Genomic DNA, 25,144 nt, shown 5'->3' with positions numbered 1-25,144 from the left:
AATGAAGCATATCAATATGCTTTGTAGCGGCTTTTTGTATTTTTAGAGAAAAATCTCATAAAGGAATGAAATCTATGGAAAACTTTGAAAAACAAAGAATTATTCAAGAATATGTTCCGGGAAAACAAGTAACCCTTGCCCATATCATCGCAAAACCACAAAAGAGCATCTACATGAAATTGGGTCTGGCAGATGAGCATAGTGATGCCATAGGTATCCTTACCATCACGCCCAGTGAAGCGGTTATTATTGCAGCTGATGTTGCTACCAAAGCTGCAAGTGTAGATATTGGTTTTATTGATCGATTTAGCGGTTCTTTGGTTGTTACAGGCGATATTTCCAGTATAGAATCCGCCTTAAATGAGATACTGAATATATTGACCAATGTGTTGTCATTTACCCCGACAAGAGTCACCAAATCATAGCGCTATGAAAAAAATTCTATTAATAGGGGCTGTGGGATCGGGTAAAACCACGTTTGTCCAAGCGATGATGAAAGCAAGTCTAAAATACAAAAAAACACAAGCCATGGAATACTATGATACCATCATTGATACACCAGGCGAGTACTTAGAAAGTCGAAGATACAATAATGCCTTAATTGTTGCATCTTGTGACTGTCATATGGTACTATTGTTTCAGGACGCAAGTAGCAAAAACTGTCTATTTTCTCCGAATTTTGCGTCAGTTTTTACAAAGCCAGTAGTAGGTATTGTAACAAAAATAGATGAAGAAATAAAAGATATAGATTATGCAAGGGATTGTCTTACATTGGCAGGCGCAGAAAAAATATTTGAAATAAGTGCAATAATGGGTTTAGGCCTAGAAGAACTTGAAGACTATATGGTTTTGAAGCCTTAACCACTGTTGATTAAAGGCCAAAACCAAGTTTCACTAGATTCACAAACAGAAATAGATTATGTTGATGCATTCATAACTATCCTGTCTGTGAAAGTTCAACTATATGGTTTTGAAGCCTTAACCAACCCTTTCAATACATTTAAGGAGGACAATAGAATGAAGTGCAGAATAGTAGTAACCGACGATGAACTTATTACTAGGATGGACCTCAGCGAGATTCTCAAGGAAGAGGGCTACGACGTAGTAGGACAAGCTTCCGATGGATTCGATGCAGTTGAATTGTGCAGAAAACTTAGACCGGATTTGGTGCTTATGGATGTGAAGATGCCCATACTAGATGGCATAAAGGCATCTAAAGTCATTATCAATGAAGAGTTAGCCCTTAGCGTTGTATTGTTAACAGCTTATAGTGGCATTGAGTTTTTGGAGCAAGCCAAAGAGGTGGGTGTTATGGGGTATATCGTTAAACCTGTTAGCAGCCAGAATCTTATTCCAACCATTGAGATCGCTGTAGCAAAAGGACGATTAATAAAAAAAATCAAAGAAGACACTGAAAAGCTAAAAGATCAGTTAGAAGCCAGGAAATCTATTGACCGGGCAAAAGGCATTCTTATGGATCATAATCGAATAACAGACAAAGAGGCCTATAATCTCATTAGAAAACTGAGTATGGAAAAACACGCCTCTATGAAGAACATTGCCAATGCAATCATTATGAATCATGTAGAATAGGCCAGGAGCAAAAGATGTTAAGAGAATTATGCAATAAATATACGAATCTTAAGGATGAAGATATCTTAAAACTTGAGAGCATCGCAAAAGTGCTTCCAATTATTGCGGATCTGGTTAAAGCAGATGTATTTATAGATTGTATGACCAGTGATCCTAATGCAGCCATCGTTGTGGCAGAAGCCAAACCGACCTCCCATGCATCGATGTATCAGTATTCCGTGGTTGGGGAATTGGCTTATAGAAAAAATGAGCCGGCAGCACTGAGGACTTTGGATATTGGTATGGCGACAAGAGATCTCAAGGCTTTAACCCAAGAGAATAAAAATGTACGACAAAACGTTGTACCCATACAAAACGACAAGGGTGATGTTATTGGCGTATTGATTATGGAACAAGACATTACAACATCGGTTAAGCAGAATGAAAAAATGGAATTTCTGGCTGAAACAACAGGACAACTCACAGAAACATTGCTTAATGTTAAGGACAGTGAATATACCGTAACCTATCATATTAACGATGCTATCATTATTTTCGACCAACAGGGCATTAGTAATTACGGTAATCCCGGTGCCAAGAAGTTGTACGAGGAATTGGGATACAGAGACAGTATCATAGGGATGCATTTTGAGAATCTTGTACTAGATGGATGTGCCTTTGATAAGCTTATAGAAGAGCATAGTTTGAAAATATCAGAAGTAACCGTTGGCAGACTCACCTTACAAATCAAGTATGCAACATTAAAACGACAAAATGTTATAACAGGGCTTACCATGCTCATTAAAGATATAACAGAAGTAAGAGAAAAGGAAAAAGAAATCATCCTCAAATCCGTTGCCATACGAGAGATTCATCATCGAGTCAAGAACAATTTGCAGACCATTGCCAGCCTTCTTAGTCTTCAATCTAGAAGGATTAACAACGATTTGGTCAATGAAGCTTTTAATGTAAGTATCAATAGAATTCTTGGGATCGCGGTCACCCATGAGCTTCTGGCACAAAACGGGGTAGATGACGTCGACCTAAAAACAATTGTAACCAAAATAAAAGAGAGTACCCTTAGATATGGACTATCAACGGTGGATCACATCTCTATATCTATAGAAGGAGACAGTCTTACAGTTAACTCAGACAAGGCAACTTCCATAGCCTTGGTGGTCAATGAGCTCTTACAAAATTCCATTGAACATGCTTTCGATGAAAAATCAGATGGATCTATAGATATATGGATCCAAAAAGGAAATCTGTATTCAAGTATGTCTGTCATTGACAATGGCAAAGGATTTGACGTAAAATCCATAAAAGCAGATAGCCTTGGGCTAAATATCGTAAGCAGCATAGTCAAAGACAAGTTACAAGGTCATCTGGATATGTATTCCGGTGAAAACGGCACGAAAATAATATTTGATTTTATAAATGAATAGAAAACACAACGCAGTGTTTTTGTAAAAGGCAATGTTGGCCTAAGGAGTATGTAAGCATACTTTTTAGGCCAATTTTTGCGTTTAGGGAGGGGCTATCTTGGAAGAGAAAATTATCAGCGTAGGCATTGACATAGGTACTTCAACAACTCAATTGGTATTTAGCAGACTAACCATTGAAAACACAGCATCGGCTTTTTCCATACCCAAAATTAGCATTGTGGAAAAAGAAGTTATTTATAAGAGTAGCATCTATTTCACCCCTTTAATATCAGACACTGAGATTGACGGCGAAGCCATTAGAATAATCATTGAAAATAACTATAAAAAAGCTGGCATCCATCCAAAAGAAGTGGATACAGGGGCGGTTATAATCACTGGAGAAACAGCAAGAAAAGCGAATGCATCTCTTGTACTGGAAAAACTGAGCGGCTTAGCAGGTGACTTTGTTGTAGCCACAGCAGGACCGGATCTAGAAGCCATTATTGCTGGAAAAGGTGCTGGGGCAGACCTATATTCCAAGTCCAATAGAAGTGTCGTGGTTAATCTGGATATTGGAGGCGGTACGACTAACATCTCTGTATTCAAAGACGGAGAGGTTATAGATACCACTTGCTTAGATCTGGGAGGACGGCTTATTAAGATTCATCCAGAGAGCATGAAAGTTGAATATATCTCAAAAAAAGTAAAAAAGTTAGCAGATCATATGGGTATTTTGATAGAAGTGGGCCAGAGCATCTCAGCAGATAAGATTAATAAGATAACGAACCGGATGGCAGACCTGATTGAAGAGGTTCTGGGTATTAGAAAAGTAACTGAGGACCTAAAGCTGATGCTAACGACAAAGGATTTAAAAAGAAATTATGACATAGAGTCCATCTCATTTTCAGGTGGTGTTGCTGACTGTATCTATGGGACCTATTTAGAAGAGAAAAATCTAATCTACGGTGATATTGGTGTATTTCTTGGCAAGAGTATAAAAAAGCTGAATCTAAACAATACTTTTAACATATATGAGCCAACGGAGACGATTAGAGCGACGGTTGTAGGCGCCGGGAGTCACACAACTGATATCAGCGGAAGTACAATAACGTTCTCAAAAGATATCTTTCCACTAAAAAACATACCTATTCTCAAACTATCGGCAGAAGATGAGCAACTGGGTTACGAAGCACTGAGTCAGGCCATCAAAGAAAAAGTCAGTTGGTTTGGCTTACACAATGAAAAACAACAGGTGGCTTTAGCCATTAAGGGGGTGAAGAGTATAAGCTTTGGTGAGCTAAAGTTACTGGCACAGACAATTGTTGGAGGGATGGCTGAGATTATTAGTATGGAGGTGCCGTTAGTGGTCATCGTTGAACATGATATTGCAAAGGCGCTGGGACAAACCATACAAACCTATTTAGAGTATAAGAAGGATGTTGTTTGTATCGATGCTGTCAATGTGAGTAATGGTGATTTTATCGACATCGGAAGACCACTGGCAAATGGGAGGGTCGTCCCAATTGTAATCAAAACATTAGCATTTGGGTATTAATAATATGGTCAAAGCGTCAAAGCGTCAAAGCGTCAAAGGGTCAACACTATATTTGATCCTTTAACCATCAATATAAAACGAAGAGGTGATAGGAATGAGGTTAAAAACCAAGTTATTTGGAGACGTGTATCAATTTAGTTCAGTCAAAGAAGTCTTAGCAAAAGCGAACGAAGAAAAATCCGGAGATAAGTTAGCGGGCATTGCCGCAAACACCGTTACGGAACGGGTAGCGGCCAAAGAGGTTCTGAGCAATCTTATGTTGAAGGATTTGAGAAACAACCCAGTGATTCCTTATGAAACAGATGAAGTTACGAGGGTCATTCAAGATGCGGTCAATGAAAAAATCTATGGAGAGATTCAGAATTGGACCGTGAGTGAACTAAGAGAATGGATCTTAGATTCCAACACAAAAGAAAGTGATTTAGTAAGAATAAGTAGAGGCCTAACCAGTGAAATGGTTGCAGCGGTAACAAAAATCATGTCCAACCTAGACCTAATCTATGGTGCAAGTAAGATTAGAATAACAGCCCATTGTAATACGACCATAGGACTTCCAGGCACCTTATCCATAAGGTTGCAACCCAACCATCCTACAGATGACTTGGACGGGATTATGATTTCTACTATGGAAGGACTTTCCTATGGCGTTGGTGATGCGGTAATTGGACTCAATCCGGTAGATGATTCAGTAAACAGTATTAGCAATGTATTAAAGATTTTTGCAGACCTAAAAAACAAATGGGAGATTCCAACCCAAGCTTGTGTACTCGGCCATGTTACAACCCAGATGAAAGCCATAAGAGAAGGCGCCCCATCTGACCTGATCTTCCAAAGCATAGCCGGTTCTCAAAAAGGAAATGAAGCTTTTGGTGTGACGACTGAAATGTTAGACGAAGCCCGAGCCCTGGTACTAAAGGAAGGGACATCAACCGGACCCAATGTCATGTATTTTGAAACTGGACAAGGATCTGAGTTGTCCTCCGACGCCCATCATGGTGCGGACCAATTAACCCTAGAGGCAAGATGTTATGGTTATGCAAAAAGATATCAACCATTCTTGGTCAACACGGTTGTGGGATTTATCGGACCGGAATTTTTATATGACAACCATCAGGTTATTAGAGCAGGTCTTGAAGATCATTTCATGGGCAAATTATCTGGTATACCAATGGGCGTGGATGCTTGTTACACCAACCATATGAAAGCTGATCAAAACGATATTGAGAACCTAGCAGTACTCCTTACAACAGCTGGATGTAACTATTTTATGGGTATCCCTGTTGGCGATGACGTCATGTTGAACTATCAATGTACCGGATATCATGAAGCACAAACACTCCGAGAATTGTTGAATTTGAAACCTATTAAGGAATTTGATTTATGGTTAGAAAAAATGGGCATTAGGAAAAACGGGAAATTCACAGATCGAGCAGGCGACGCGTCCATATTTCTTAAGTAAAACAAGGGGGAATCTTTATGAAGCTTAAGACGAAACTATTTGGTGTTTCGTATGGGTTTGCGTCTGTAAAAGAAGTATTGGCAAAAGCCAATGAAGAAAAATCCGGTGATATATACTTAAAGATTGCTGCCGAAACAAACCAAGAAAGGGTGGCGGCAAAAAGGGTTCTAAGCGAACTAACTTTAGAAGACTTAAGGCTTAATCCGGTGATTCCCATGGAAGAAGATGAAGTGACGAGGGTCATTGATGGTCTGGTGAATGAGAGCATTTATAATGAGATCAAAAACTGGACAGTTGGCTATTTAAGAGAGTACCTACTCTTGCATTCAACGACCAATGAGGATCTTAAGCGGATTGGAAGAGGTCTTACAGCTGAAATGGTAGCCGGTGTAGCCAAGCTCATGTCCAACATGGATTTGGTTTATGGGGCCAGTAAAATAAATACTTGGGCAAAAGCCAATACCACCGTGGGCATGCCGGGAACGCTATCCTTTAGACTTCAACCCAATCATCCGACAGATGATCCAAATGGGATTGTAGCCTCTATGATGGAAGGTCTTTCCTATGGATGTGGTGATGCGGTAATTGGTGTCAATCCTGTTGAAGACACGGTAGGCAATACCAAGACGATCATGAACTGCATCTATGACTTTATGATGAAGTGGGAAATACCAACCCAGACCTGTGTCTTGTCTCATATATCCACTCAGATGGAGGCTGTTAGACAAGGAGCACCCGTATCGATTTTCTTTCAGAGTGTAGCAGGGACAGAGGACGCGAATAAGGCCTTCGGCATTGATGCCGCCTTACTTGGTGAAGCATACGAACTCATTAAAAAACAAGGCATAGCACCGGGTCCCAATCTTATGTATTTTGAAACAGGTCAAGGTTCAGAGATGTCACTGGATACGGATCATGGCGTAGATGAGATGACACTTGAAGCACGAAGCTATGGTTTTGCAAAAAGATACAATCCTTTTATGGTCAACAATGTATCCGGATTTATTGGTCCTGAGACCTTGTATGATGGCAGGCAAATGATTAGAGCGAATCTTGAGGACCATTATATGGGTAAACTCATGGGGCTACCAATGGGCATGGCACCATGTTATACCAACCATACCAAAATGGACCAAAATGATCAGGAAATAGCGACCATGTTGCTGGCTATGGCCGGTTCCAATTATTATATGGGTGTACCGGTGGGAGATGACATCATGTTAAGTTACCAAGACACCAGTTTTCATGATGATGCAACCTTAAGAGAGTTGCTCAACCGAAAACCCACCAAAGAGTTTTTTAAATGGCTCATGGATATGGGCATCATGGATGAAAGTGGCAGGTTAACAGCAAAAGGCGGAGACCCTTCAATATTCTTAAAAAGATGAGGTGAATTAAATGGTATCTGAGAAAGAATTAAAAGTAATTATTGAGCAAGTGTTATCAGAAATGAAAAGCAAGGATTTTACAGAGTCAAAGAAAGACACAGGAGTAAGTCAAAGTGCAGTCGACCATATAGAGGACAATGAATTGTCAGATATTACCATGGTGGATATGAGAAAGCAATTGTTGGTCCCAAATCCGGAGAATGGAGAAGATTATCTGCAGATGAAGGCAAAAACTTCGGCAAGGATTGGTGTATGGCGAGCAGGTCCAAGGTATAAGACCCAAACCTTACTTAGATTCAGAGCAGACCATGCGGTGGCTATGGACGCTGTTTTCACAGATGTGTCCGAAGAAATCATCGCTGAAATGAATCTTTTTACAGTAAAAACCAAATGTAAGGACAAAGATGAGTATTTAACCCGGCCGGATCTTGGTAGAAAGTTTGATGATGAAGAAGTTGCCGTCATGAAAGAAAAATGCAAGATGAACCCACAAGTTCAGGTTGTTGTAGCCGACGGGTTAAGTTCAACAGCCATAGAAGCCAATATCAGGGACATACTACCGGTTATTTTTCAAGGACTTGAAGGTTATGGTATCAAGGCCGGCACACCTTTCTTTATCAAATACGGTCGCGTACCTTCTATGGATGTTGTATCTGAAGTGACAGGTGCTGACATAACTTGCTTATTAGTAGGAGAAAGACCGGGACTAGCTACAGGAGAAAGTATGAGTGCATATATCGCCTATAAAGGAACAGTAGGTATGCCAGAAGCCAGAAGAACAGTGGTATCGAATATCCATCAAGGCGGAACCGCAGCAGTTGAAGCCGGCGCTCATATAGCACACATATTAAAAGAAATGCTGGACCAAAAGAAAAGTGGTCTGGAATTACAATTGTAAATAAGGAGGGACAAGAATATGAAGAATGATGCAATTCGTGCAAGTGTACTGAGTGTTAAGTTGATTCCAAATGTAGATGCAGACCTGGCAAAAGCACTGGAGTTGAAACCGGAACAAAGATGTATTGGACTTGTTACATCCGATTGTGATGATGTTTCTTATACCGCACTGGATGAAGCAACAAAAAAAGCCGAAGTCGAAGTGGTTTACGCAAAATCTTTTTATGCCGGTGCAGGGAATGCTTCCACAAAACTAGCCGGTGAGTTTATCGGTATTTTAGCTGGGGCCAATCCGGCAGAGGTAAGAAGTGGTTTGGATGTTGTGGTTGATTTTATAGCAAACGATGCTTGCTTCTATAGTGCCAATGATGATGACACCATACCTTATTACGCCCACTGTATTTCAAGAACAGGATCATATTTATCCAAGATGGCGGGTGTAGAAGAGGGTGAAGCCCTTGCTTATTTGATTGCACCGCCAATTGAAGCGGTTTATGCACTGGATGCAGCCCTCAAATCATCGGATGTTAAGATGGTTCAGTTCTATGGACCACCTTCTGAGACAAACTTTGGCGGTGGCTTATTAACAGGTAGTCAATCCGCTTGTAAATCAGCCTGTGATGCTTTTGCAGCAGCGGTAAACTTTGTTGCAGACGATCCGACCAAATACTAATAAGAAAATGTGGTGAAAAATATGAATAATATAGCCCTAGGAATGATAGAAACATATGGATATGTAGGGGCAATAGAAGCCGCCGATGTATGTTTGAAGGCAGCCAACGTGACCTTACTAGGCTGTGAATTTGTAAAGGGCGGATTGGTAACCATACATATTAGAGGTGACGTAGGCGCTGTAAAAGCGTCGATTGATGCAGCAGAGGCAGCGGTGCCTAAAATAGGTCAGCTTTTATCCACCCATGTCATTCCAAGACCCAGTGACGATGTGGAAAAAATATTGCCAATGCCATCATTAGTGGTTTTACAAAGTGATCATCACAGCCAAAAAGTAGACACCAAAGAAGAGAAAAGTGAAAAAGAAATGACCACCTCAAACTTAGGCCCATCACCTAAAAGTAGAGAAGCCTTAAATGCCCTAAAAACAGTTGATTTAAGAGCCTTGGCCAGAAAGATGGATGATCAATCTGAAGGTATGTTCTCTATTGAAAGAAATCAAATCAAGTATGCGCGCAAAGATGAGTTAATAGAAGCCATCTTGAAGTTTTATAAGGGGGTGAAATAAAGATGATCAAGGATAAAGATCTAAGCTCTATTCAAGATGTCAGAGACTTGGTAGAAAAAGCAAAAGAAGCTCAACAATTACTTAAAATGAAAAGCCAAGAAGAAATTGATTCAATCGTAAAAGCAATGTATGAAGTCGCTTATATGAAATCAGATCAATGGGCTAAGATGGCAGTAGAAGAAACGGGATTTGGTGTTTATGAACATAAAATCATAAAAAACAAATTTGCCAGTAAAGCGGTTTATGAATTCATCAAGGATATGAAGACCGTAGGCATCATCAAGGAAGACAAGCAAAAGAAGATCATTGAGATTGGCACACCGGTAGGCGTTATTGCCGGACTCGTACCCTCCACCAATCCGACTTCCACTGCGATTTATAAGGCTCTAATAGCCGTGAAGTCCGGAAATGCTATTATTTTTAGCCCTCATCCGAAGGCACTTAATTGCATTAGTGATGTTGCAAGGATCATGGAAGCAAAAGCGGTTGAAGCCGGTGCTCCAAAAGGCATCATAGGATGTATGGCCATCCCCACACTAGAAGGTACGGATGCCTTAATGAAACACAAAGATGTTTCTTTGATCTTAGCAACAGGTGGTTCGGCAATGGTGAAAGCAGCCTATAGTTCAGGTACGCCGGCCCTTGGTGTCGGACCTGGGAATGTCCCGGCTTTTATTGAAAGAAGTGCAGACATAGCCCTATCGGTAAAAAGAATCATGGACAGTAAGACCTTTGACAATGGCACCATATGTGCTTCGGAACAAGCGGTGGTCACTGAAAATTGTATCAAAGAAGATGTAAAAACAGCCTTCATAAAGGCCGGTGCATATTTTTTGGAAGGCGAAGAAGCAGATTTGGTCGGAAAAACCATTCAAGATGCATGTGGACGGTTTAATGCTAAGATTGCTGGAAAGTCTGCAATCGAGATTGCCGAGATGGCAGGTCTGTATGTGCCAGGTGACACAAGAGTACTGATTGCAGAACAAACACATGTAGGCATACAGTATCCATTTTCCAGAGAAAAATTAGCACCTATTCTGGCATTCTACGCAGAAGATAACTGGGAAAAAGCCTGTGAAAAATGTATGGAGCTCTTGGCATACTATGGACTTGGTCATTCTTTGGTGATTCATTCAAAAGATGAAGAGGTTATAAAAGCTTTTGCACTAAAGAAACCGGTATCAAGACTGCTTGTTAACACCTCATCAGCTCAAGGTGCCATAGGGGCGACAACGAACTTGGCTCCATCTTTAACACTTGGATGTGGCGCGGTTGGTGGTAGCTCAACATCTGACAATGTAAGTCCCCTTAATCTAATCAATATTAGAAGTGTGGCTTATGGAACAAAAGAGCTAGAGGACATTCAACAAGAGTATGAAGATGGACTCAGTGGACATGCTTCATCACACATGGAGCTAGATGTAGAAACAATCACAAAAATGGTTTTAAAAGAGCTACAAAATTATAAGTGAGCCTTCGAAGTAAAAGGAAGGAAGCTAACTTTAAATCTGAAAACACAAAATTAGGAGGATATGAATATGGCAAATGCAAATGCACTCGGAATGATTGAAACAAAAGGTTTGGTAGGGTCTATAGAAGCAGCGGATGCAATGGTAAAAGCGGCAAATGTTACCCTTATTGGTAAAGTACACGTTGGTGGTGGTTTGGTGACGGTTATGGTGCGAGGTGATGTAGGTGCGGTTAAGGCGGCAACAGATGCCGGTGCAGCCGCAGCAGATCGTATTGGAGAGCTGGTTTCCGTACACGTTATACCAAGACCTCATAGTGATGTAGAGTTGATCTTACCTAAATACGAAGGTTAAGAATGAATGTTTATTTGCCTCGCCTTCCATGGCGAGGCAATCATAACAAAGGATGTGATAGGGATGAAAGTTTTAACAGAAGCGGTTGTAAGGTCGATTCTAAAAAAAGACAAAGTAAAGGAATGGTTGGTCAATCCAGACACCATCATAACCCCTTCAGCTAGGGAATATTTAAACGAGCAGAAAATTAAGTTGGTATACACAAAAGATAAACAGGGACTTTCAGATACAAGCAAGAAAAACAACAAGGAAAATGAAATCAACGATACAGAAGAGAAAAAGTTTATACCTAAATACATTGTTAAAGATACAGGTGGTTTTTTTGAGAAGAAACCAGAAGAAATGACCCAGTTATACGGCAATGAATTGGTTTTAAAGAATCATCCCAGCATTTTGTTTAGAGGTAAGGTGGATAGTCTTCAATCGAAAATACTGGAGATTCAAGTTATGGCTGATAAGAATAAAAGTGAGAAACTGGTTTGTGAACTTCAAGAGGTGCTCCAATATGTGAGAAATATATTAAAGGCTGAGGTTATAAAAGAAACAACAGAAGAGATATGCTTATTTGGACTGCTTGAAGAGGACATCAGAAAAATATCCCATAACCCCAAAAAACACATAGGTGTAGCCCATATATTACCGGATTACAAAATGGGAGAAATACTAATTGGTTTAAATGCAATTCGAAGTGGGGCTAGAGAAGTAGAGCTTAGTTCAATACCATTGAATCGAAAAGATATTACCAAATCTCTCAATAGGTTAAGCAGTGCTGTCTATGTGATGATGTGTAGGTATTTGTCCGGATATTATAATTAACGGAGGCCCATATGGATGAATTAGCTATTAAAAAAATCGTGAAAAAAGTCATAGAGGAAATAGGTCTAAGAGATAGGCATTGGCGGACAGTGCCTATAGAAGCTTCCGCAAGACACGTGCATCTTTCTATGGACGATGTTGAGCGACTTTTCGGAGAAGGCCATAGACTTACACCGGCAAGAGACTTGTCACAACCGGGTCAGTTTCTGTGTCAAGAAAGGGTGACCATACTAGGTCCAAAAGGTTTGTTCAAAAACGTTGCCATTCTAGGCCCGGAAAGAAAAGAGACTCAAGCAGAGATCTCGAGAACGGATGCCTTCAGTCTAGGCATTGATGCCCCGGTTAGGGAATCAGGTAAGATAGAAAAAAGCCCATCCATTTACTTGTCAGTGGGTAAGAATATGATTCGGGCAGAAAAAGGGGCCATCGTTGCCAAGCGACATGTTCATATGACACCGGAGAATGCTTTGGATTATGGTCTAAAAGATCAGCAAATCGTTGCTGTAAAAGTATTTAGTGATCGACCAATTATATTTGAAGATGTCCTTGTAAGGGTCCATGATCAATATAGTTTACATATGCATATTGATTTAGACGAAGCCAATGCTTGTGGCTTTTACGAAGGTATGAAAGGTCAAATACTAGTGGAAGAAGAGGTTAAAAGATGTTAGACATGACAAACTGTGAGCATTTAATATCTCAATTAGAAGCAACCATTCATAACCCCAGAACCATGCAGGAGGGCGATAAATTGCTCGTAGGTGTTGACCTAGGAACGGCCTACATTGTCATTGTCGTTCTAGATCAAGATAAAAAGCCTGTGGCCTGTGAAATGGCGTTTTCCCAAGTCATAAAAGACGGTTTGGTTGTTGACTATGTTGGTGCTATGAATGTGGTTAAGCATCTAAAAGAAAAGATTGAGCAAAAGATAGGTATCAGACTTACAAAAGCAGCCATTGCTGTACCACCAGGGACAAGCAAAGGTGACAGTAAAACCCATATGTACGTTGTAGAGGGCGCAGGAATGGAAGTGACCAACATTCTTGATGAACCGACAGCGGCCAATTCAGTTCTTAATATAGAAAATGGTGTCATTGTTGATATTGGAGGGGGCACAACGGGTTTGTCCATCATAAAAGAAAATCAGGTCGTCTATGTAGCGGATGAAGCAACAGGCGGAACCCATTTGACTTTGGTTGTGGCTGGCAATTATAAGATCAAGTTTGAAGAAGCGGAAGAGTATAAAATAGATCTAAGTAGGCAAAAGGAAATATTTCCACTGGTAACACCGGTCATTGAGAAAATGGCTACAATTGTTAATAATCATATTAGGAACCATGATGTAAAAGAAATATATCTTGTTGGTGGCACCTGCTGTTTAGATAAAATAGAAAAAATAATCGAAAATGTCACAGGTATAAGGACCATGAAGCCTAAGAATCCATTTCTAGTTACGCCCCTAGGCATTGCTATGAACTGCTAGGCATAAAGGATGTGAGCATATTGAACTTAGAATCCCTAGATGAAAAAAGTCTAATCGAAAGCATAACAAGAGAAGTGATGAAGAAGCTAGAAGAAAGAATCAAGAAAAGTGAATTAGAAAGACCTATTAAAAAAGATAAGATTCTTGCAATTGCCATGTCAGATCATAAGATTTTATATGAAGTTAATGACCGGTATGATGTAGATGAATTTGATGATGCCAAAGCACCTATAGATATAAACCCCTATGATGTCATACTTCTGGGTAGCATCAGTTACCAAGAACTTGTACATATATCTATGGGACTTGCAAACACCAAGGTCACAACCATGGTCATTGAAGCCATATTAAGAGGTAAAAAAATCTATATTGTTGAAGAAGGTAAAACCTACAGCAAATACGAAGATACAGCAAAAACCAATTTTTACAAGATGCTCAAAGGTTATGAAGAACAAGTGGTAGCGTTCGGAATAGAATGGATTAATGCAAATGAAATTAACCATCGACTACTGGATGTGAGAATAGAAAAGTTAGAAAAGATAAATAAATCAAAAATGTTAGAAGGAACATACATGCCTAAAGAAGATGATGTACATGAGAAAATCATAACTGAATCCATAGCAAAACAGTATAAAGAAAAAGGCTTAAAGCGCCTGAGGATGAACAAGAACACCATAGTAACACCTTTGGCACAGGATTATCTAAGAGATCACAAAATAAATATGATCACCACATTAACTCAAAACGGAGGAAGGCATTTATGATTGTAGGCAAAGTTATCGGAAATGTATGGGCAACAAGAAAAGATGAGAATTTGAATGGTCTAAAACTACTGGTCATTAAACCCTTGGATTACGCTTCGGACAAAGACCTTCCCACTTTTGTTGCGGCAGATAGCATCGGTGCTGGGATTGGAGAAACGGTACTGGTTGTAAATGGAAGCTCAGCCAGAATGGGTCTTGGAAGAAAAGATATACCTGTGGATGCCATTGTGGTCGGCATCATTGATACGGTGGATGTCTAGAAGATAGCAAGGGAAAGGAGGTGCTTGGCCATGGAGCTGTTAGATAAAATATATGATGCGGGTGTTGTAGGTGCTGGAGGTGCCGGTTTTCCAACCCATATTAAGCTCAATTGTAAGGTGGAATATTTTATTATCAATGCGGTAGAATGTGAACCCCTCATGCATACGGATAAATATATTATGATGCATAAAGGCAAAGAAATCATTATGGCAGTTGAAGAAATTGGAAAACTTGTCGGTGCACAGCATTTGGTCATTGCCATCAAGGAGAAAAATACCAAAGAAATTAAACACCTAAAAGCAATCATTGAAACACTGGGTTCAAAAATCACCTTGTTTACCATAGGGGATTATTATCCGGCAGGTGATGAACAGATGATGGTTTATGAGATTACAGGTAAACCGATTCCAGAGGCAGGGATCCCCTTAGATGTAGGCGCTGTCGTATCCAATGTAGGCTCTATTGTGAATGTCTATGATGCAATGATGGACAAGCCGGTTATAGAAAGATTCTTGACGGTGGCCGGAGATGTAAAGAACCCAACTATGATTAAGGTACCTGTCGGTATTTCTGTAAAAGCTTGTATAGAAGCGGCGGGTGGTTCGACTCTAAAGGAATATGCCATCATTATAGGTGGGCCTATGATGGGAACCATTATTGATGACCATGAGGCTGAAGCATTTCATATTAAGAAAATGGATGGATCCCTAATTGTCCTACCCAAAGACCATTTTGTGGTAGAACGAAAAAGAAAACCCATAGATAAAATCATCAATGAAACCAAAACAGCGTGTATTCAATGTCGCTATTGTACAGACATGTGTCACAGATACCTACTAGGTCATCAATTGAGACCGCATAAGATCATGCGAAACATTGGTATGTCAGACCATGATGAAGCCATCATGAAGGAAGCCTTACTATGTTGTGAATGTGGTATATGTGAAATCTATGCATGCCCTATGGGACTTTCCCCTAGATTGGTGAATGTACATGTTAAAAAAGAATTGTATAAAAAAGGCATTCGACCTGAAAAGGGAAGTCTTGATCTGGACGTTAGAGATATGATGGACTATAGAAAAATTCCAAGTTATAGGCTTATATCAAGACTGGATTTGCTCCAGTATTATGGTCAACCAATAGATGAACACAAAGATTTGACGACAGAGGAAGTCACTATATATCTTAAGCAACATATTGGAAAACCGGCCATACCCACCGTTGCTGTTGGGGACCTTGTATCCAAGGGGCAGATGATCGGTAAGGTAGAGAGAAATGAAATGGGTGCCAATGTTCATGCAAGCATTGATGGTACTGTTACAGGTGTAACCGAGAAAATAACGATAAAAAGTAATGGGGTGGTTTCATGATACGGACGATAGGGCTTATAGAGCTAAATAGCATTGTCAAAGGCATTGAGTCGGCGGATGCAATGATTAAGGCGGCTGAAGTGGATTTGATTCTAGCGAATGCCATATGTCCCGGTAAGTATATTGTGCTCATTTCCGGGGATGTGGGGGCAGTGAAAGCCGCTCTAGAAGCGGGAAAAGAAGTGGGGAAACAATACATTGTAGATGACCTTATATTGCCGAGTATTCATGCACAAATTATTAATGCTATTAATGGATCGACACAAGTAGGTGAAGTGAATGCCATCGGTGCCATGGAGTTTTTTAGCATTGCCACCTGTATTGTGGCTGCAGATGCGGCAGCAAAAGCAGCAGCGATTAATCTCATTGAGATCAGACTTGGTTTTGCAATAGGGGGTAAATCATTTGTCACTTTTAGTGGGGATGTCAGTGAAGTTAAAGAGGCAATCGAAGCGGGTTCGACGATAGGTAAGCAAAATGGAATGCTGCTAGCAAAAGTGGTCATTCCAGCGCCTAGAAAAGAACTCTTTGAGAAGCTCTTATAATTAGGAGGAAGAGGTATGGGTAAAGTACTACTTACAAAAAACAATATTGATGCATATATTTCAAAGAACCAGTCAAAACTCTATGTGGACAAAAATATGATTCTGACTTCGGGTGCCCAGGATGTGATTAGAAACAAGGGTATTTCCATTATATATGACAAATCAAGAGAAGCAGAAGCAGAAGAGGGGACTTACACTGAGATGGAGACAATCACAAAAATGGTTGTAAGAATCTTAAAAGAGCAACATGGTATGACAGATGCAGCACAAATAAAAGAAGCGTGTAATTTGATTTTAACAAAAATCAATAAAAATTAAAGGAGTGTAGAAAGATGGCGAGTTATGCATTAGGTATGATTGAAACAAAAGGATTGGTAGGTGCCATTGAAGCGGCAGATGCAATGGTGAAGGCGGCAAATGTAACGCTAATAGGCAAAGAAAAAGTGGGGGGAGGTTTGGTTGCTGTCATGGTTAGAGGCGACGTTGGCGCAGTTAAGGCCGCCACAGATGCCGGTGCAGCAGCAGCAGAAAGAGTGGGTCAATTAATATCCGTACATGTTATACCAAGACCTCATGAGGAAGTAGAACAAATATTACCAAGCTCAAATTAAATAACCTACAATTATAACTTGATTTTCTATGAATAAGGGAGGAAAAAAATGAGTATTAATGAAATTATTGTATACATCATGGTAATTTTTATGGTTTTAGGTGCATTAGACAAGATTATTGGCAATAAATTTGGTCTAGGTGAGCAGTTTGATGAAGGTTTTATGGCAATGGGTTCTTTGGCCATTGCTATGATCGGGGTTATATCTTTGGCACCCGTACTTGCAACCATACTTTCTCCGGTTGTAACACCGGTTTACACCATGCTGGGTGCAGATCCGGCGATGTTTGCAACCACACTTCTAGCCAATGACATGGGTGGTTACCCACTGGCTATGGAGATGGCTTTAACAGAAGAAGCCGGACTTCTTGCCGGACTTATTCTTGGCGCGATGATGGGGCCTACGATTGTATTCTCAATCCCGGTTGCTCTAGGTATCATTCGAAAAGAAGATCACAAGTTCTTGGCAACAGGTATCCTTGCAGGTATGATTACCATACCGATTGGCGTTTTCTTTGGTGGTTTGGTAGCCGGATTTGAAGTTGTCATGATTCTTAGCAACTTGGTTCCAATTATTATTGTATCCCTTTTGATTGCTATTGGACTATGGAAAATCCCCAATAGAATGATTAAAGGCTTTACTATATTTGGTCGAGGTGTAACGATTGTTATAACCATTGGTACAGCTGCAATAATTGTTGAGACCCTGACCGGTATCGTTATCATTCCGGGAATGGCACCTATTTCAGAGGGTATTGAAGTAATCGGAGCTATTGCAATCATGCTTGCAGGCGCTTTCCCAATGGTATATGTTATTACAAAAGTATTTAATAAACCCTTACTTAAAATGGGGAGACTATTAGGTATGAATGATGTTGCTGCCGCTGGTTTGGTAGCTACCCTTGCCAATAATATTCCTATGTTTGGATTGATGAAAGACATGGATGACAGAGGAAAAATACTCAACGTCGCTTTTGCGGTAAGTGCCGCGTTTGTCTTTGGAGATCATCTTGGTTTTACAGCCGGGGTTGCTAGAGAAATGATCTTCCCAATGGTTGTAGGTAAGCTTGTTGGTGGCATTACGGCCGTCATGGTGGCGATGATTATTGCAAATAAGATCCTTGGAAAATCTGGAACAGAAGAAAAGCCACAAAAAGTGGAGGCCTAGCATATGGGTAATATGGACAGCAAAATGATAGAAGAGATCGTTAGAAAAGTTTTGCTAGAAATGAGCAAAGGAGAACAACCGGACTTTATAAAAGAAATCGATAAGAGTGGTGTATCTGTCATTAAGACAGAAACTGTTCACCCAGGTAAATTTGACACAGGAAAAGACGGAGACAAAGTATACCTAAAGGATGTTTTGACAGTGAAGGAAAGTCCTAGGTTAGGTTGCGGCGTTATGGAAATGGATGCATCCACCTTTGACTGGACCTTAAAGTATGATGAAGTGGATTATATTATTGAAGGTACCTTGGAAATTATTATCGGTGACCGTAAGATCACCGGAGAAAAAGGTGATATTATCTTTATTCCCAAAAACACGTCTATAAAATTCAGTGCACCCGGTCATACCCGGTTTCTATATGTTGTATATCCTGCCAATTGGGATGAGTTATAAAAAACACATCTTCATATATTTTGTGGGATAATAATTAGCAAATTAGCCATTAGATTTAAGCATTAATTTATAGGCATCTTCTGTAGTGAGTGGTTTAGAAAAATAGTAACCTTGAATGAGATCACAATTATTTTCCTGCAGGAAATCTAATTGTGATTTTATTTCTACGCCTTCGGCGACGACTTGTAAGTTGAGTTCGTGAGAAAGACCAATAAGTTGACGCACAAGATCTTGATCCCTTTTTGAATGAGGGAGGTCATCAATAAAACTTTTATCAATTTTCAATGTATGAATAGGTAAAGTTTTGAGATAACTTAGTGAAGAATAACCCGTCCCAAAATCATCAAGTGCGATTCGAAAACCGATATCCTTAAGTTGGTTCAAAACACTAAGTGTAGCGGCTGATATGTCTAGCATGATACTCTCCGTAATCTCTAGTTCAACAAATTTTGGGGCAAGATGATATTTTTTTGTTGCTTCAAAAATCAAATCAACAAAACCTGGGTCCTTAATCTGCATGCCGGATATATTAATACAAATATAATCTAATAATGCCTCATCGGATATCCAAGTTCTTGCTTGAGAAAAGACTTCGTTAATTGCCCATTCACCTAATTTATTAATTAGACCAATTTCCTCGGCTATAGGTATGAACTCAGAAGGGGGAATACTTTGACCAGACTTTGTCTTTAAGCGCATCAATGCTTCATATGATTGTAGACGCTTAGCTTTAGGGGTATATTGAGGCTGATAGACCATATAAACAAGATCATCTTTAATGGCACGCCTTAATAGAAGTTCGACTACCAATCGGCGATTAACATGCTCGGTCATAATTTTTTTATAGAAAACATACTGAGATTTACCGGATGTCTTTGCTTGATATAAAGCTGTTTCGGCTTGTGATTTCAAAACTTCGGCAAGGGTGCTATCATGAGGACATACACTAATACCAAGACTAATACTGAGATAGATTTCGTGATGATTAATGATGAGTGGACTTGTAAAAGACTCAAGAATAGCGTTTGCAAATTCATTAATCTGCAATTCATTTGGACAATCTAAGAGAAGATAAGCGAACTTATCAGCAGAAAGGTGATACAGATTAACTTTTGAATGGGAGAGTTTTGATAATTTCTGTGCGGTTTCGATTAAAACGCGGTCGCCAATCGTATGACCTAAAGAATAGTTTATTCTCATAAAAGCATCAATGTCTAAATGGATGAGTGAAAAGTTAGGAATAGGTAGTAATCCAAGCAATCTTTCAATTTCAAGGTCACATGCGATACGGTTTGGTAACTTAGTTAAAGAACTGGTAAAAGCTAACTCTTCAATACGTTTTTTGCTTAGGGTTAATTCGTGTTGATGTTTTACGAGTTGCTCATTTTGATTTCTTAGTTCTTCTTCAGTGGCTGTGAGCTCTTCATTTTTTGATTCAACTTCTTCATAGGCGCCAATCAGCTCATCCAACATGATATTAAAGTCTCGGGATAAATGACCAAGTTCATCTTCAGAAAAATATTGGGAACGAACAGTTAAATCTCCTGTTGTTGTCTGATGTATAATTTGGCTTAATTCAGTAATAGGACGGGTGAAAATTTTGGCATAGTACATATAGGAGAAGGCTGCAAGTGATAAAATAATAAGATTTAGGGCGAGGACAACCCATAAAGCTTCGTAAATCGAGGCCATGTAGATGTCCATATTTTGCTCGAGAACCAACAACCAAGAAGAACTTGGAATACGTTTAAAGGCAATATGATAATTGATACTTTCGTGGGTATAATTATTAAATCCGCTATCAAGAGCTGGGTTGTTTGTGATATAATTTCGTGTGGATATATCACGATGATAGGTTCCAATTAGGCTGGAATCACTATGAAAAATAATAAGTCCATCTTCATCCATTAAGTAGGCATCGCCTATATCTGGGTCAATTAAAGAAGATAAATTGTATGAAGCGACTTGAGTATCAATGATAAGGGCCATAACACCTTGTGTGTTTGTCCCGTTAGGATAGATAACGGGTGCAGCTACAAATAATGAAGCCAGATTATCAATTCTATCATAAATGAGATTGCTGGTTACCGTATTGCCGGACATGGCTTCTATAAAATAGTCCCGATCTTCTAAATCAAGACCGATACTTTCTGGGTGACCGCTCGCAATGACCTTGCCCCTTGAATCAATTACAAACGCAGCTCGAATACCTCGATCTGAATTTCTAATATCATAAAAAATATCATTAAGTGTCTTATACTCAGGATAGTCAATTATAGAAGCTTCCGAAGGACGGTTAAGAGAATCCTTAAGAGCTTCAGTTACCAGAGAACTACGACCTAAATAAGTCGCCTCAACGCGACTGGTTTCAAGTAGATTATTAATCATTAATACACCAGATTGAAGTGTTTGATCAAGCGCGTTCTCATTTTTATGATTGATCACTGAAGATGTATAAATAAAGAAAATAGAACTCATCAAAAAAAGTGAGATGCCCAGGAATAAAAAGGTATACAGTGATAATCGATATCTTATTTTCATAAATTAATCTCCTTGGCAAGAATGAGAAGCGATAAATTCATAGTAAGAAAGTGATGTTTGCCTAATTATATTTTAACATGCATCGGTTGAAATAAATAGGCAAATCAATGAGTTCAGCAATTTAGGAGATTGACTAGACTCAATATATTTGTTATAAGAAATTCGGGTTAAGTAGGGTAATACTGGTCCTATCATATTCAATAAGACCTTCTTTTTTCATCTTTTGAAGTTCACGAGATAAGGAGGTGCGTTGAACACCAATGCGTTCAGCTAGCGCCTTTTTTGATGAGCGTAATAAGATTTTGTTTGAAGCTTGAAGTATATACTCGTTTTTTAGATAAGCCATCACGCTTTCGCGTATTGTGCGATTGACATAATGTTTGATTCTGTCGCCAAGGAGCATGGCGTGATCGGATATATATTCCAGAAAAAGCCTTAGAAAGGTTGTGTTGCCCGAACATAGGTCAAATAAAAGTTCTTTTTTTAGAACCAGCAAGGTGGTTTCGGTTTTGGCGGTAACCGTCATGGGGTAATGAGGATTTTTTGAAAAAACCAGATTTCCACCAAGTATATCGTCCGGTAAGAGTGTAGTAATGGTCATAAGGTTACCGGATTCATCAATGCGTTCGACAACCACCTGGCCACTTAGTATGAGTTCGGAATTCATGCAAATGTCGCCTTCAAAATGGATTACCTGATCTTTATTATAGGTCGTGATTTTCATGGCTTGACGATTAAAGCATGCTGTGATGTATTCATTTGGAACCGCTTTCAAAAGTGTATAATTATTTTTTGTATCCAGTAAGTTTTTCATATAAAACCTTTCCTTTCGAACCGTAGCCTCTTTGTTCTTCTCAAGGAAAGTCATATTTTAGTATTCAGCCTTGAAGCATGGCAGAATACGTCAAAGACCTTTCCTATCGAACCGTTCAGAAATATGAGCAGAGCTCATAACGAAGCGATGCTTCTTTTCTTGTGTTACCTTGGTAACGCCATTCTTTTTTATCTTATTATATACTTAGTGTAAAAGATTGAAAAGGAGATTCTCATGGATAATATAAGGTGGTGCATTGTAATATGAAAAAAATAAGGATAGTGACTCAAATTATTTTCTTAATCTTTTTCTCATTTGTCATAGTAAGTGGAAATATGGTCTTGTGGTTAGGTGTTTTTTTACTGAGTTTACTGGGTGCAGCGGTGTTTGGACGTTTTTATTGTGGTTATATATGTCCCATGAACACAGCTATGGGTGTCACAGCAAATCTTGCCAAAAGATTAAATTGGCAGACGAAATCTGTACCAAAGGTATTAAAGAGCAAGATTCTCCCTTGGATGATCTTAGCTCTGATGATTGCAACGATGATTGTTTCAAAAAGAGTTTTGCAACTAGAATTACCTATTTTATTGATTCTAATGGTCTTGTCTATTGTAATCACATTGAGGTATGAAGAATGGGTGTTTCATAATCATGTATGTCCTTATGGGGCTTTATTAAGCCTAACAGGAAAAGGAGCAAAGTTTTCAACGAAAGTGGATTCGTCTCTCTGCATAGGGTGTAAAAAATGTGAAAAGGTTTGTTCTTCTATGGCGGTCAAAATGGAAGATATTTCAAAAGTGGCCAAAATTGATTCGGCTTTATGTCATCAGTGTCAAGCTTGTACCATAATATGCCCTACAAAAGCCATTCGCTATACAAAATCAAGTTAAATCATTACTTTGACATAAAGGTAACATATGTTACGGATAAGATTTCTTAAGTATATTATACTAAAAGAAATAAGAATAAGAAAGGTGATTAAAATGATTGAACAAGTCTATAACATGACCAACGGAAACGATCCTATGATTGAAAAAGTCATTCAAGATGAGAATGTGCATTATATTCACATGATCTTTAACAAAGATGAAGGATTACCGGAACATTTTGCAAATTCCAATGTATATATGACAGTACTTCGAGGTACATTATCCATAGCACTGGATGAACAGGACGTTCATCGCTATGGAGCCTATTCCATATTGAAGATTCCTTTTAAAACAAAAATGAACGTGAAGAATCTAGATGAAGAAGTATTGGAACTTATTGTGTTAAAAGCCCCAGCCCCTCAAACTCATAAATAAAAAGCACATCTTACAGAAAAAGCCGATTGAAGATTTTCTTCAATCGGCTTTTTCTGTTCTCTAGGAAAGTCTATGCTATGTTACGATCAAGGAACTTTCCTTTCGAACCGTTTAGAAATATGAGCATAGCTCATAACGAAGCGAAGCTTCTTTTCTTGTAAGTGTCCATTAACATAATGAGATTGGTTATTGACATATGTCAAATATAGAGTATAATAAGAGTTGTAAATGACATATGTCAATAATTAAAGGAAGGTGAATCAGATGGCAAGAAGAGATGGAACAGGACCAATGGGCTTAGGTCCGTTAACTGGAAGAGGTTTAGGTGTAATACTACAGAAAAGACTGGAAGCGATTGGTAAAGCATTAGAGAAATTATAGCGGTCTCAAAGAATCACCGGAGAATGCTCTGGTGATTTCTGTGTAGCAGCAAGTATTAGATTAAGAGGAGGACATTATGAAAATTGTCATACCAGTAGATGAGAACAATAGAGAAACCGATGTGTGCATATCTTTTGGACGTACACCCTATTTCTGGATGCATGATACAGAAACAAAAGAAGATAAATTTCTTATAAACGATGCAGCTGAAAGCAGAGGCGGCGCAGGTATAAAAGCGGCACAAACCATTGTAGACCATAAGATCGATGTATTGTTGACCCCAAGATGCGGTGAAAATGCTGCGGAGGTTCTAAAAGCCGGAGATACAAAAATCTACAAAACAACAGGTGGTACAGCCTTAGAAAACATAAACGCTTATTTATCAGGGAAATTGTCAGAACTTCATGAGATCCATGCAGGGTTTCATGGACATGGAGAAAACTAGCATGAAGATCGCTGTACTAAGTGGCAAGGGCGGTACAGGAAAGACATTGGTATCGGTCAATCTGGCTGATGTAGCCAAACAATCGGTATACATAGATTGTGATGTTGAAGAACCCAATGGCCATCTATTTTTCAAACCTAAAGAGGTTGTAGAAGAAAAAATTACCATTAAGATGCCGGTGGTGGATCATAGTTTATGTGATGGGTGTCGCAAGTGCGTTGATTTTTGTAAGTTTAATGCCTTGGCCTATATTAAAGATCAACTGATTGTATTTGAAGAAGTCTGTCATTCCTGTGGCGGTTGTATGTTGATTTGCCCACAACAAGCATTAACAGAAAAAGAAAAAGTAATCGGCAGTATACGTAGCGGTAGATCAGGCGATACAAGCATTCATACCGGTATACTAAACACTGGAGAGGTCACAGGCATTCCTATTATCAAAGCGTTGCTGGAAGACGCCAAAGTGGGTTCTTCACCTCAAACCTTTATCGATTGCCCACCGGGTAGCGCTTGTATTGTTATGGAAAGTATAAAAGATGCGGATTATTGTGTCCTCGTGGCTGAACCTACCTTGTTTGGGGTCCATAATCTTAATATGGTTTATGAGTTGGTAGGTATTTTTAACAAGCCTTTTGGTGTTGTACTTAACAAATGCTTAGAAGATGAAAACCCGGCAGAAGTTTTTTGTATAGAAAATAATATCAAAATCTTAGAGAGCATCCCCTATGATTCAGAACTTGGAACCATCAATTCCAATGCACAAATAGCTGTTCATGTAGATGAAAAGTATAAGATTCTATTTGAGAAGTTATTAGATACAGTAACCAA

29 protein-coding genes and 1 pseudogene are annotated in these 25,144 nt (G+C 39.2%); 28 read left to right on the top strand and 2 right to left on the bottom strand.

The annotated features are described in order from the left end of the window. Window positions 1–74 precede the first annotated feature (74 nt). The 23 genes and pseudogenes from P0N36_RS08500 to P0N36_RS08390 all read left to right on the top strand — a co-directional run bounded on the left by P0N36_RS08500 (window position 75) and on the right by P0N36_RS08390 (window position 18,828). A complete protein-coding gene (locus P0N36_RS08500) occupies window positions 75–425 on the top strand; it encodes a BMC domain-containing protein (RefSeq protein WP_275842419.1) in 351 nt (116 codons plus the stop codon). Beyond that, on the top strand, window positions 385–861 hold the full coding sequence (locus P0N36_RS08495; RefSeq protein ID WP_330683992.1) for a EutP/PduV family microcompartment system protein: 477 nt from the start codon (window positions 385–387) through the stop codon (window positions 859–861). Before P0N36_RS08500 ends, P0N36_RS08495 begins: the two co-directional genes overlap by 41 nt. Window positions 862–1,017: 156 nt before the next feature. Beyond that, on the top strand, window positions 1,018–1,593 hold the full coding sequence (locus tag P0N36_RS08490) for an ANTAR domain-containing response regulator (protein ID WP_275842417.1): 576 nt from the start codon (window positions 1,018–1,020) through the stop codon (window positions 1,591–1,593). A gap of 14 nt (window positions 1,594–1,607) precedes the next feature. Then, complete coding sequence (locus P0N36_RS08485) at window positions 1,608–3,017, top strand: sensor histidine kinase (protein ID WP_275842416.1); 1,410 nt, start codon at window positions 1,608–1,610, stop codon at window positions 3,015–3,017. A gap of 97 nt (window positions 3,018–3,114) precedes the next feature. Beyond that, on the top strand, window positions 3,115–4,551 hold the full coding sequence (gene eutA, locus P0N36_RS08480) for an ethanolamine ammonia-lyase reactivating factor EutA (RefSeq protein WP_275842415.1): 1,437 nt from the start codon (window positions 3,115–3,117) through the stop codon (window positions 4,549–4,551). A 94-nt stretch (window positions 4,552–4,645) separates the two neighbouring features. After that, window positions 4,646–6,010, top strand: a complete 1,365-nt coding sequence (locus tag P0N36_RS08475; protein WP_275842414.1) for an ethanolamine ammonia-lyase subunit EutB — start codon at window positions 4,646–4,648, stop codon at window positions 6,008–6,010. Window positions 6,011–6,027: 17 nt separating this feature from the next. Then, complete coding sequence (locus P0N36_RS08470; protein ID WP_275842413.1) at window positions 6,028–7,398, top strand: ethanolamine ammonia-lyase subunit EutB; 1,371 nt, start codon at window positions 6,028–6,030, stop codon at window positions 7,396–7,398. A gap of 10 nt (window positions 7,399–7,408) precedes the next feature. Then, window positions 7,409–8,296 (top strand): ethanolamine ammonia-lyase subunit EutC, encoded by an 888-nt coding sequence (eutC, locus tag P0N36_RS08465; RefSeq protein WP_275842412.1) that lies wholly within the window; start codon window positions 7,409–7,411, stop codon window positions 8,294–8,296. A gap of 18 nt (window positions 8,297–8,314) precedes the next feature. Further along, window positions 8,315–8,968, top strand: coding sequence for an ethanolamine utilization microcompartment protein EutL (gene eutL, locus P0N36_RS08460; RefSeq protein WP_275842411.1), 654 nt, complete (start codon window positions 8,315–8,317; stop codon window positions 8,966–8,968). 21 nt (window positions 8,969–8,989) lie between these two features. Then, a pseudogene (locus P0N36_RS15685) lies at window positions 8,990–9,256 on the top strand (BMC domain-containing protein); the annotation flags it as partial. Between the two features lie 281 nt (window positions 9,257–9,537). Then, entirely contained in the window at window positions 9,538–11,007 is a 1,470-nt protein-coding gene (locus P0N36_RS08450; protein ID WP_275842410.1) for an acetaldehyde dehydrogenase (acetylating), read from the top strand. Window positions 11,008–11,073: 66 nt separating this feature from the next. Beyond that, a complete protein-coding gene (gene eutM / locus P0N36_RS08445; RefSeq protein ID WP_125137527.1) occupies window positions 11,074–11,358 on the top strand; it encodes an ethanolamine utilization microcompartment protein EutM in 285 nt (94 codons plus the stop codon). A gap of 63 nt (window positions 11,359–11,421) precedes the next feature. Next, complete coding sequence (locus P0N36_RS08440; RefSeq protein ID WP_275842409.1) at window positions 11,422–12,174, top strand: cobalamin adenosyltransferase; 753 nt, start codon at window positions 11,422–11,424, stop codon at window positions 12,172–12,174. A gap of 11 nt (window positions 12,175–12,185) precedes the next feature. Beyond that, window positions 12,186–12,845, top strand: coding sequence for a phosphate propanoyltransferase (gene pduL / locus P0N36_RS08435; protein ID WP_275842408.1), 660 nt, complete (start codon window positions 12,186–12,188; stop codon window positions 12,843–12,845). Further along, a complete protein-coding gene (eutJ, locus tag P0N36_RS08430) occupies window positions 12,839–13,657 on the top strand; it encodes an ethanolamine utilization protein EutJ (protein ID WP_275842407.1) in 819 nt (272 codons plus the stop codon). Before pduL ends, eutJ begins: the two co-directional genes overlap by 7 nt. A 20-nt stretch (window positions 13,658–13,677) precedes the next feature. Next, window positions 13,678–14,421 carry a hypothetical protein gene (locus P0N36_RS08425; RefSeq protein ID WP_275842406.1) on the top strand — a complete coding sequence of 248 codons (744 nt, stop codon included), beginning with the start codon at window positions 13,678–13,680 and terminating at the stop codon, window positions 14,419–14,421. Then, the gene (locus tag P0N36_RS08420; RefSeq protein WP_125137532.1) at window positions 14,418–14,681 is read left to right on the top strand and encodes a EutN/CcmL family microcompartment protein; all 264 of its coding nucleotides are present in this window, start codon (window positions 14,418–14,420) and stop codon (window positions 14,679–14,681) included. Before P0N36_RS08425 ends, P0N36_RS08420 begins: the two co-directional genes overlap by 4 nt. Window positions 14,682–14,711: 30 nt before the next feature. Beyond that, window positions 14,712–16,052, top strand: coding sequence for a 4Fe-4S dicluster domain-containing protein (locus P0N36_RS08415; protein ID WP_275842405.1), 1,341 nt, complete (start codon window positions 14,712–14,714; stop codon window positions 16,050–16,052). Further along, window positions 16,049–16,597, top strand: a complete 549-nt coding sequence (locus P0N36_RS08410; protein ID WP_275842404.1) for a BMC domain-containing protein — start codon at window positions 16,049–16,051, stop codon at window positions 16,595–16,597. Before P0N36_RS08415 ends, P0N36_RS08410 begins: the two co-directional genes overlap by 4 nt. Before the next feature lie 15 nt (window positions 16,598–16,612). Then, window positions 16,613–16,915 (top strand): hypothetical protein, encoded by a 303-nt coding sequence (locus tag P0N36_RS08405; RefSeq protein ID WP_275842403.1) that lies wholly within the window; start codon window positions 16,613–16,615, stop codon window positions 16,913–16,915. A 14-nt stretch (window positions 16,916–16,929) separates the two neighbouring features. After that, complete coding sequence (locus P0N36_RS08400) at window positions 16,930–17,208, top strand: BMC domain-containing protein (protein ID WP_275842402.1); 279 nt, start codon at window positions 16,930–16,932, stop codon at window positions 17,206–17,208. A gap of 48 nt (window positions 17,209–17,256) precedes the next feature. Next, window positions 17,257–18,375 carry an ethanolamine utilization protein EutH gene (gene eutH, locus P0N36_RS08395; RefSeq protein WP_275842401.1) on the top strand — a complete coding sequence of 373 codons (1,119 nt, stop codon included), beginning with the start codon at window positions 17,257–17,259 and terminating at the stop codon, window positions 18,373–18,375. 3 nt (window positions 18,376–18,378) lie between these two features. After that, on the top strand, window positions 18,379–18,828 hold the full coding sequence (locus tag P0N36_RS08390) for a cupin domain-containing protein (protein WP_275842400.1): 450 nt from the start codon (window positions 18,379–18,381) through the stop codon (window positions 18,826–18,828). A 42-nt stretch (window positions 18,829–18,870) separates the two neighbouring features. On the opposite strand, the gene P0N36_RS08385 is transcribed toward P0N36_RS08390, so the two are convergent. Together P0N36_RS08385 and P0N36_RS08380 are read right to left on the bottom strand one after the other, a co-directional pair. Continuing rightward, window positions 18,871–21,369, bottom strand: coding sequence for a bifunctional diguanylate cyclase/phosphodiesterase (locus tag P0N36_RS08385; protein WP_275842399.1), 2,499 nt, complete (start codon window positions 21,367–21,369; stop codon window positions 18,871–18,873). Between the two features lie 151 nt (window positions 21,370–21,520). Continuing rightward, the gene (locus tag P0N36_RS08380; RefSeq protein ID WP_275842398.1) at window positions 21,521–22,183 is read right to left on the bottom strand and encodes a Crp/Fnr family transcriptional regulator; all 663 of its coding nucleotides are present in this window, start codon (window positions 22,181–22,183) and stop codon (window positions 21,521–21,523) included. A 263-nt stretch (window positions 22,184–22,446) separates the two neighbouring features. Here P0N36_RS08380 and P0N36_RS08375 point away from each other — a divergent pair, with 263 nt between their 5' ends. From P0N36_RS08375 to P0N36_RS08355, 5 genes are all read left to right on the top strand, one after another. Next, window positions 22,447–23,076, top strand: coding sequence for a 4Fe-4S binding protein (locus P0N36_RS08375; RefSeq protein ID WP_275842397.1), 630 nt, complete (start codon window positions 22,447–22,449; stop codon window positions 23,074–23,076). 93 nt (window positions 23,077–23,169) lie between these two features. Then, complete coding sequence (locus P0N36_RS08370; protein WP_275842396.1) at window positions 23,170–23,490, top strand: cupin domain-containing protein; 321 nt, start codon at window positions 23,170–23,172, stop codon at window positions 23,488–23,490. A 264-nt stretch (window positions 23,491–23,754) separates the two neighbouring features. Next, on the top strand, window positions 23,755–23,871 hold the full coding sequence (locus P0N36_RS08365; protein ID WP_275842395.1) for a DUF5320 domain-containing protein: 117 nt from the start codon (window positions 23,755–23,757) through the stop codon (window positions 23,869–23,871). A gap of 76 nt (window positions 23,872–23,947) precedes the next feature. Continuing rightward, window positions 23,948–24,316, top strand: coding sequence for a NifB/NifX family molybdenum-iron cluster-binding protein (locus P0N36_RS08360; protein ID WP_275842394.1), 369 nt, complete (start codon window positions 23,948–23,950; stop codon window positions 24,314–24,316). A 1-nt stretch (window position 24,317) separates the two neighbouring features. After that, window positions 24,318–25,144 (top strand): ATP-binding protein (locus tag P0N36_RS08355; protein WP_275842393.1); only part of this gene is annotated, 827 nt, incomplete at its 3' end.

The organism is Petrocella sp. FN5, from assembly GCF_029210395.1.
Taxonomy (GTDB): domain Bacteria; phylum Bacillota; class Clostridia; order Lachnospirales; family Vallitaleaceae; genus Petrocella.
This window is presented reverse-complemented; position numbering and strand designations above follow the sequence as displayed.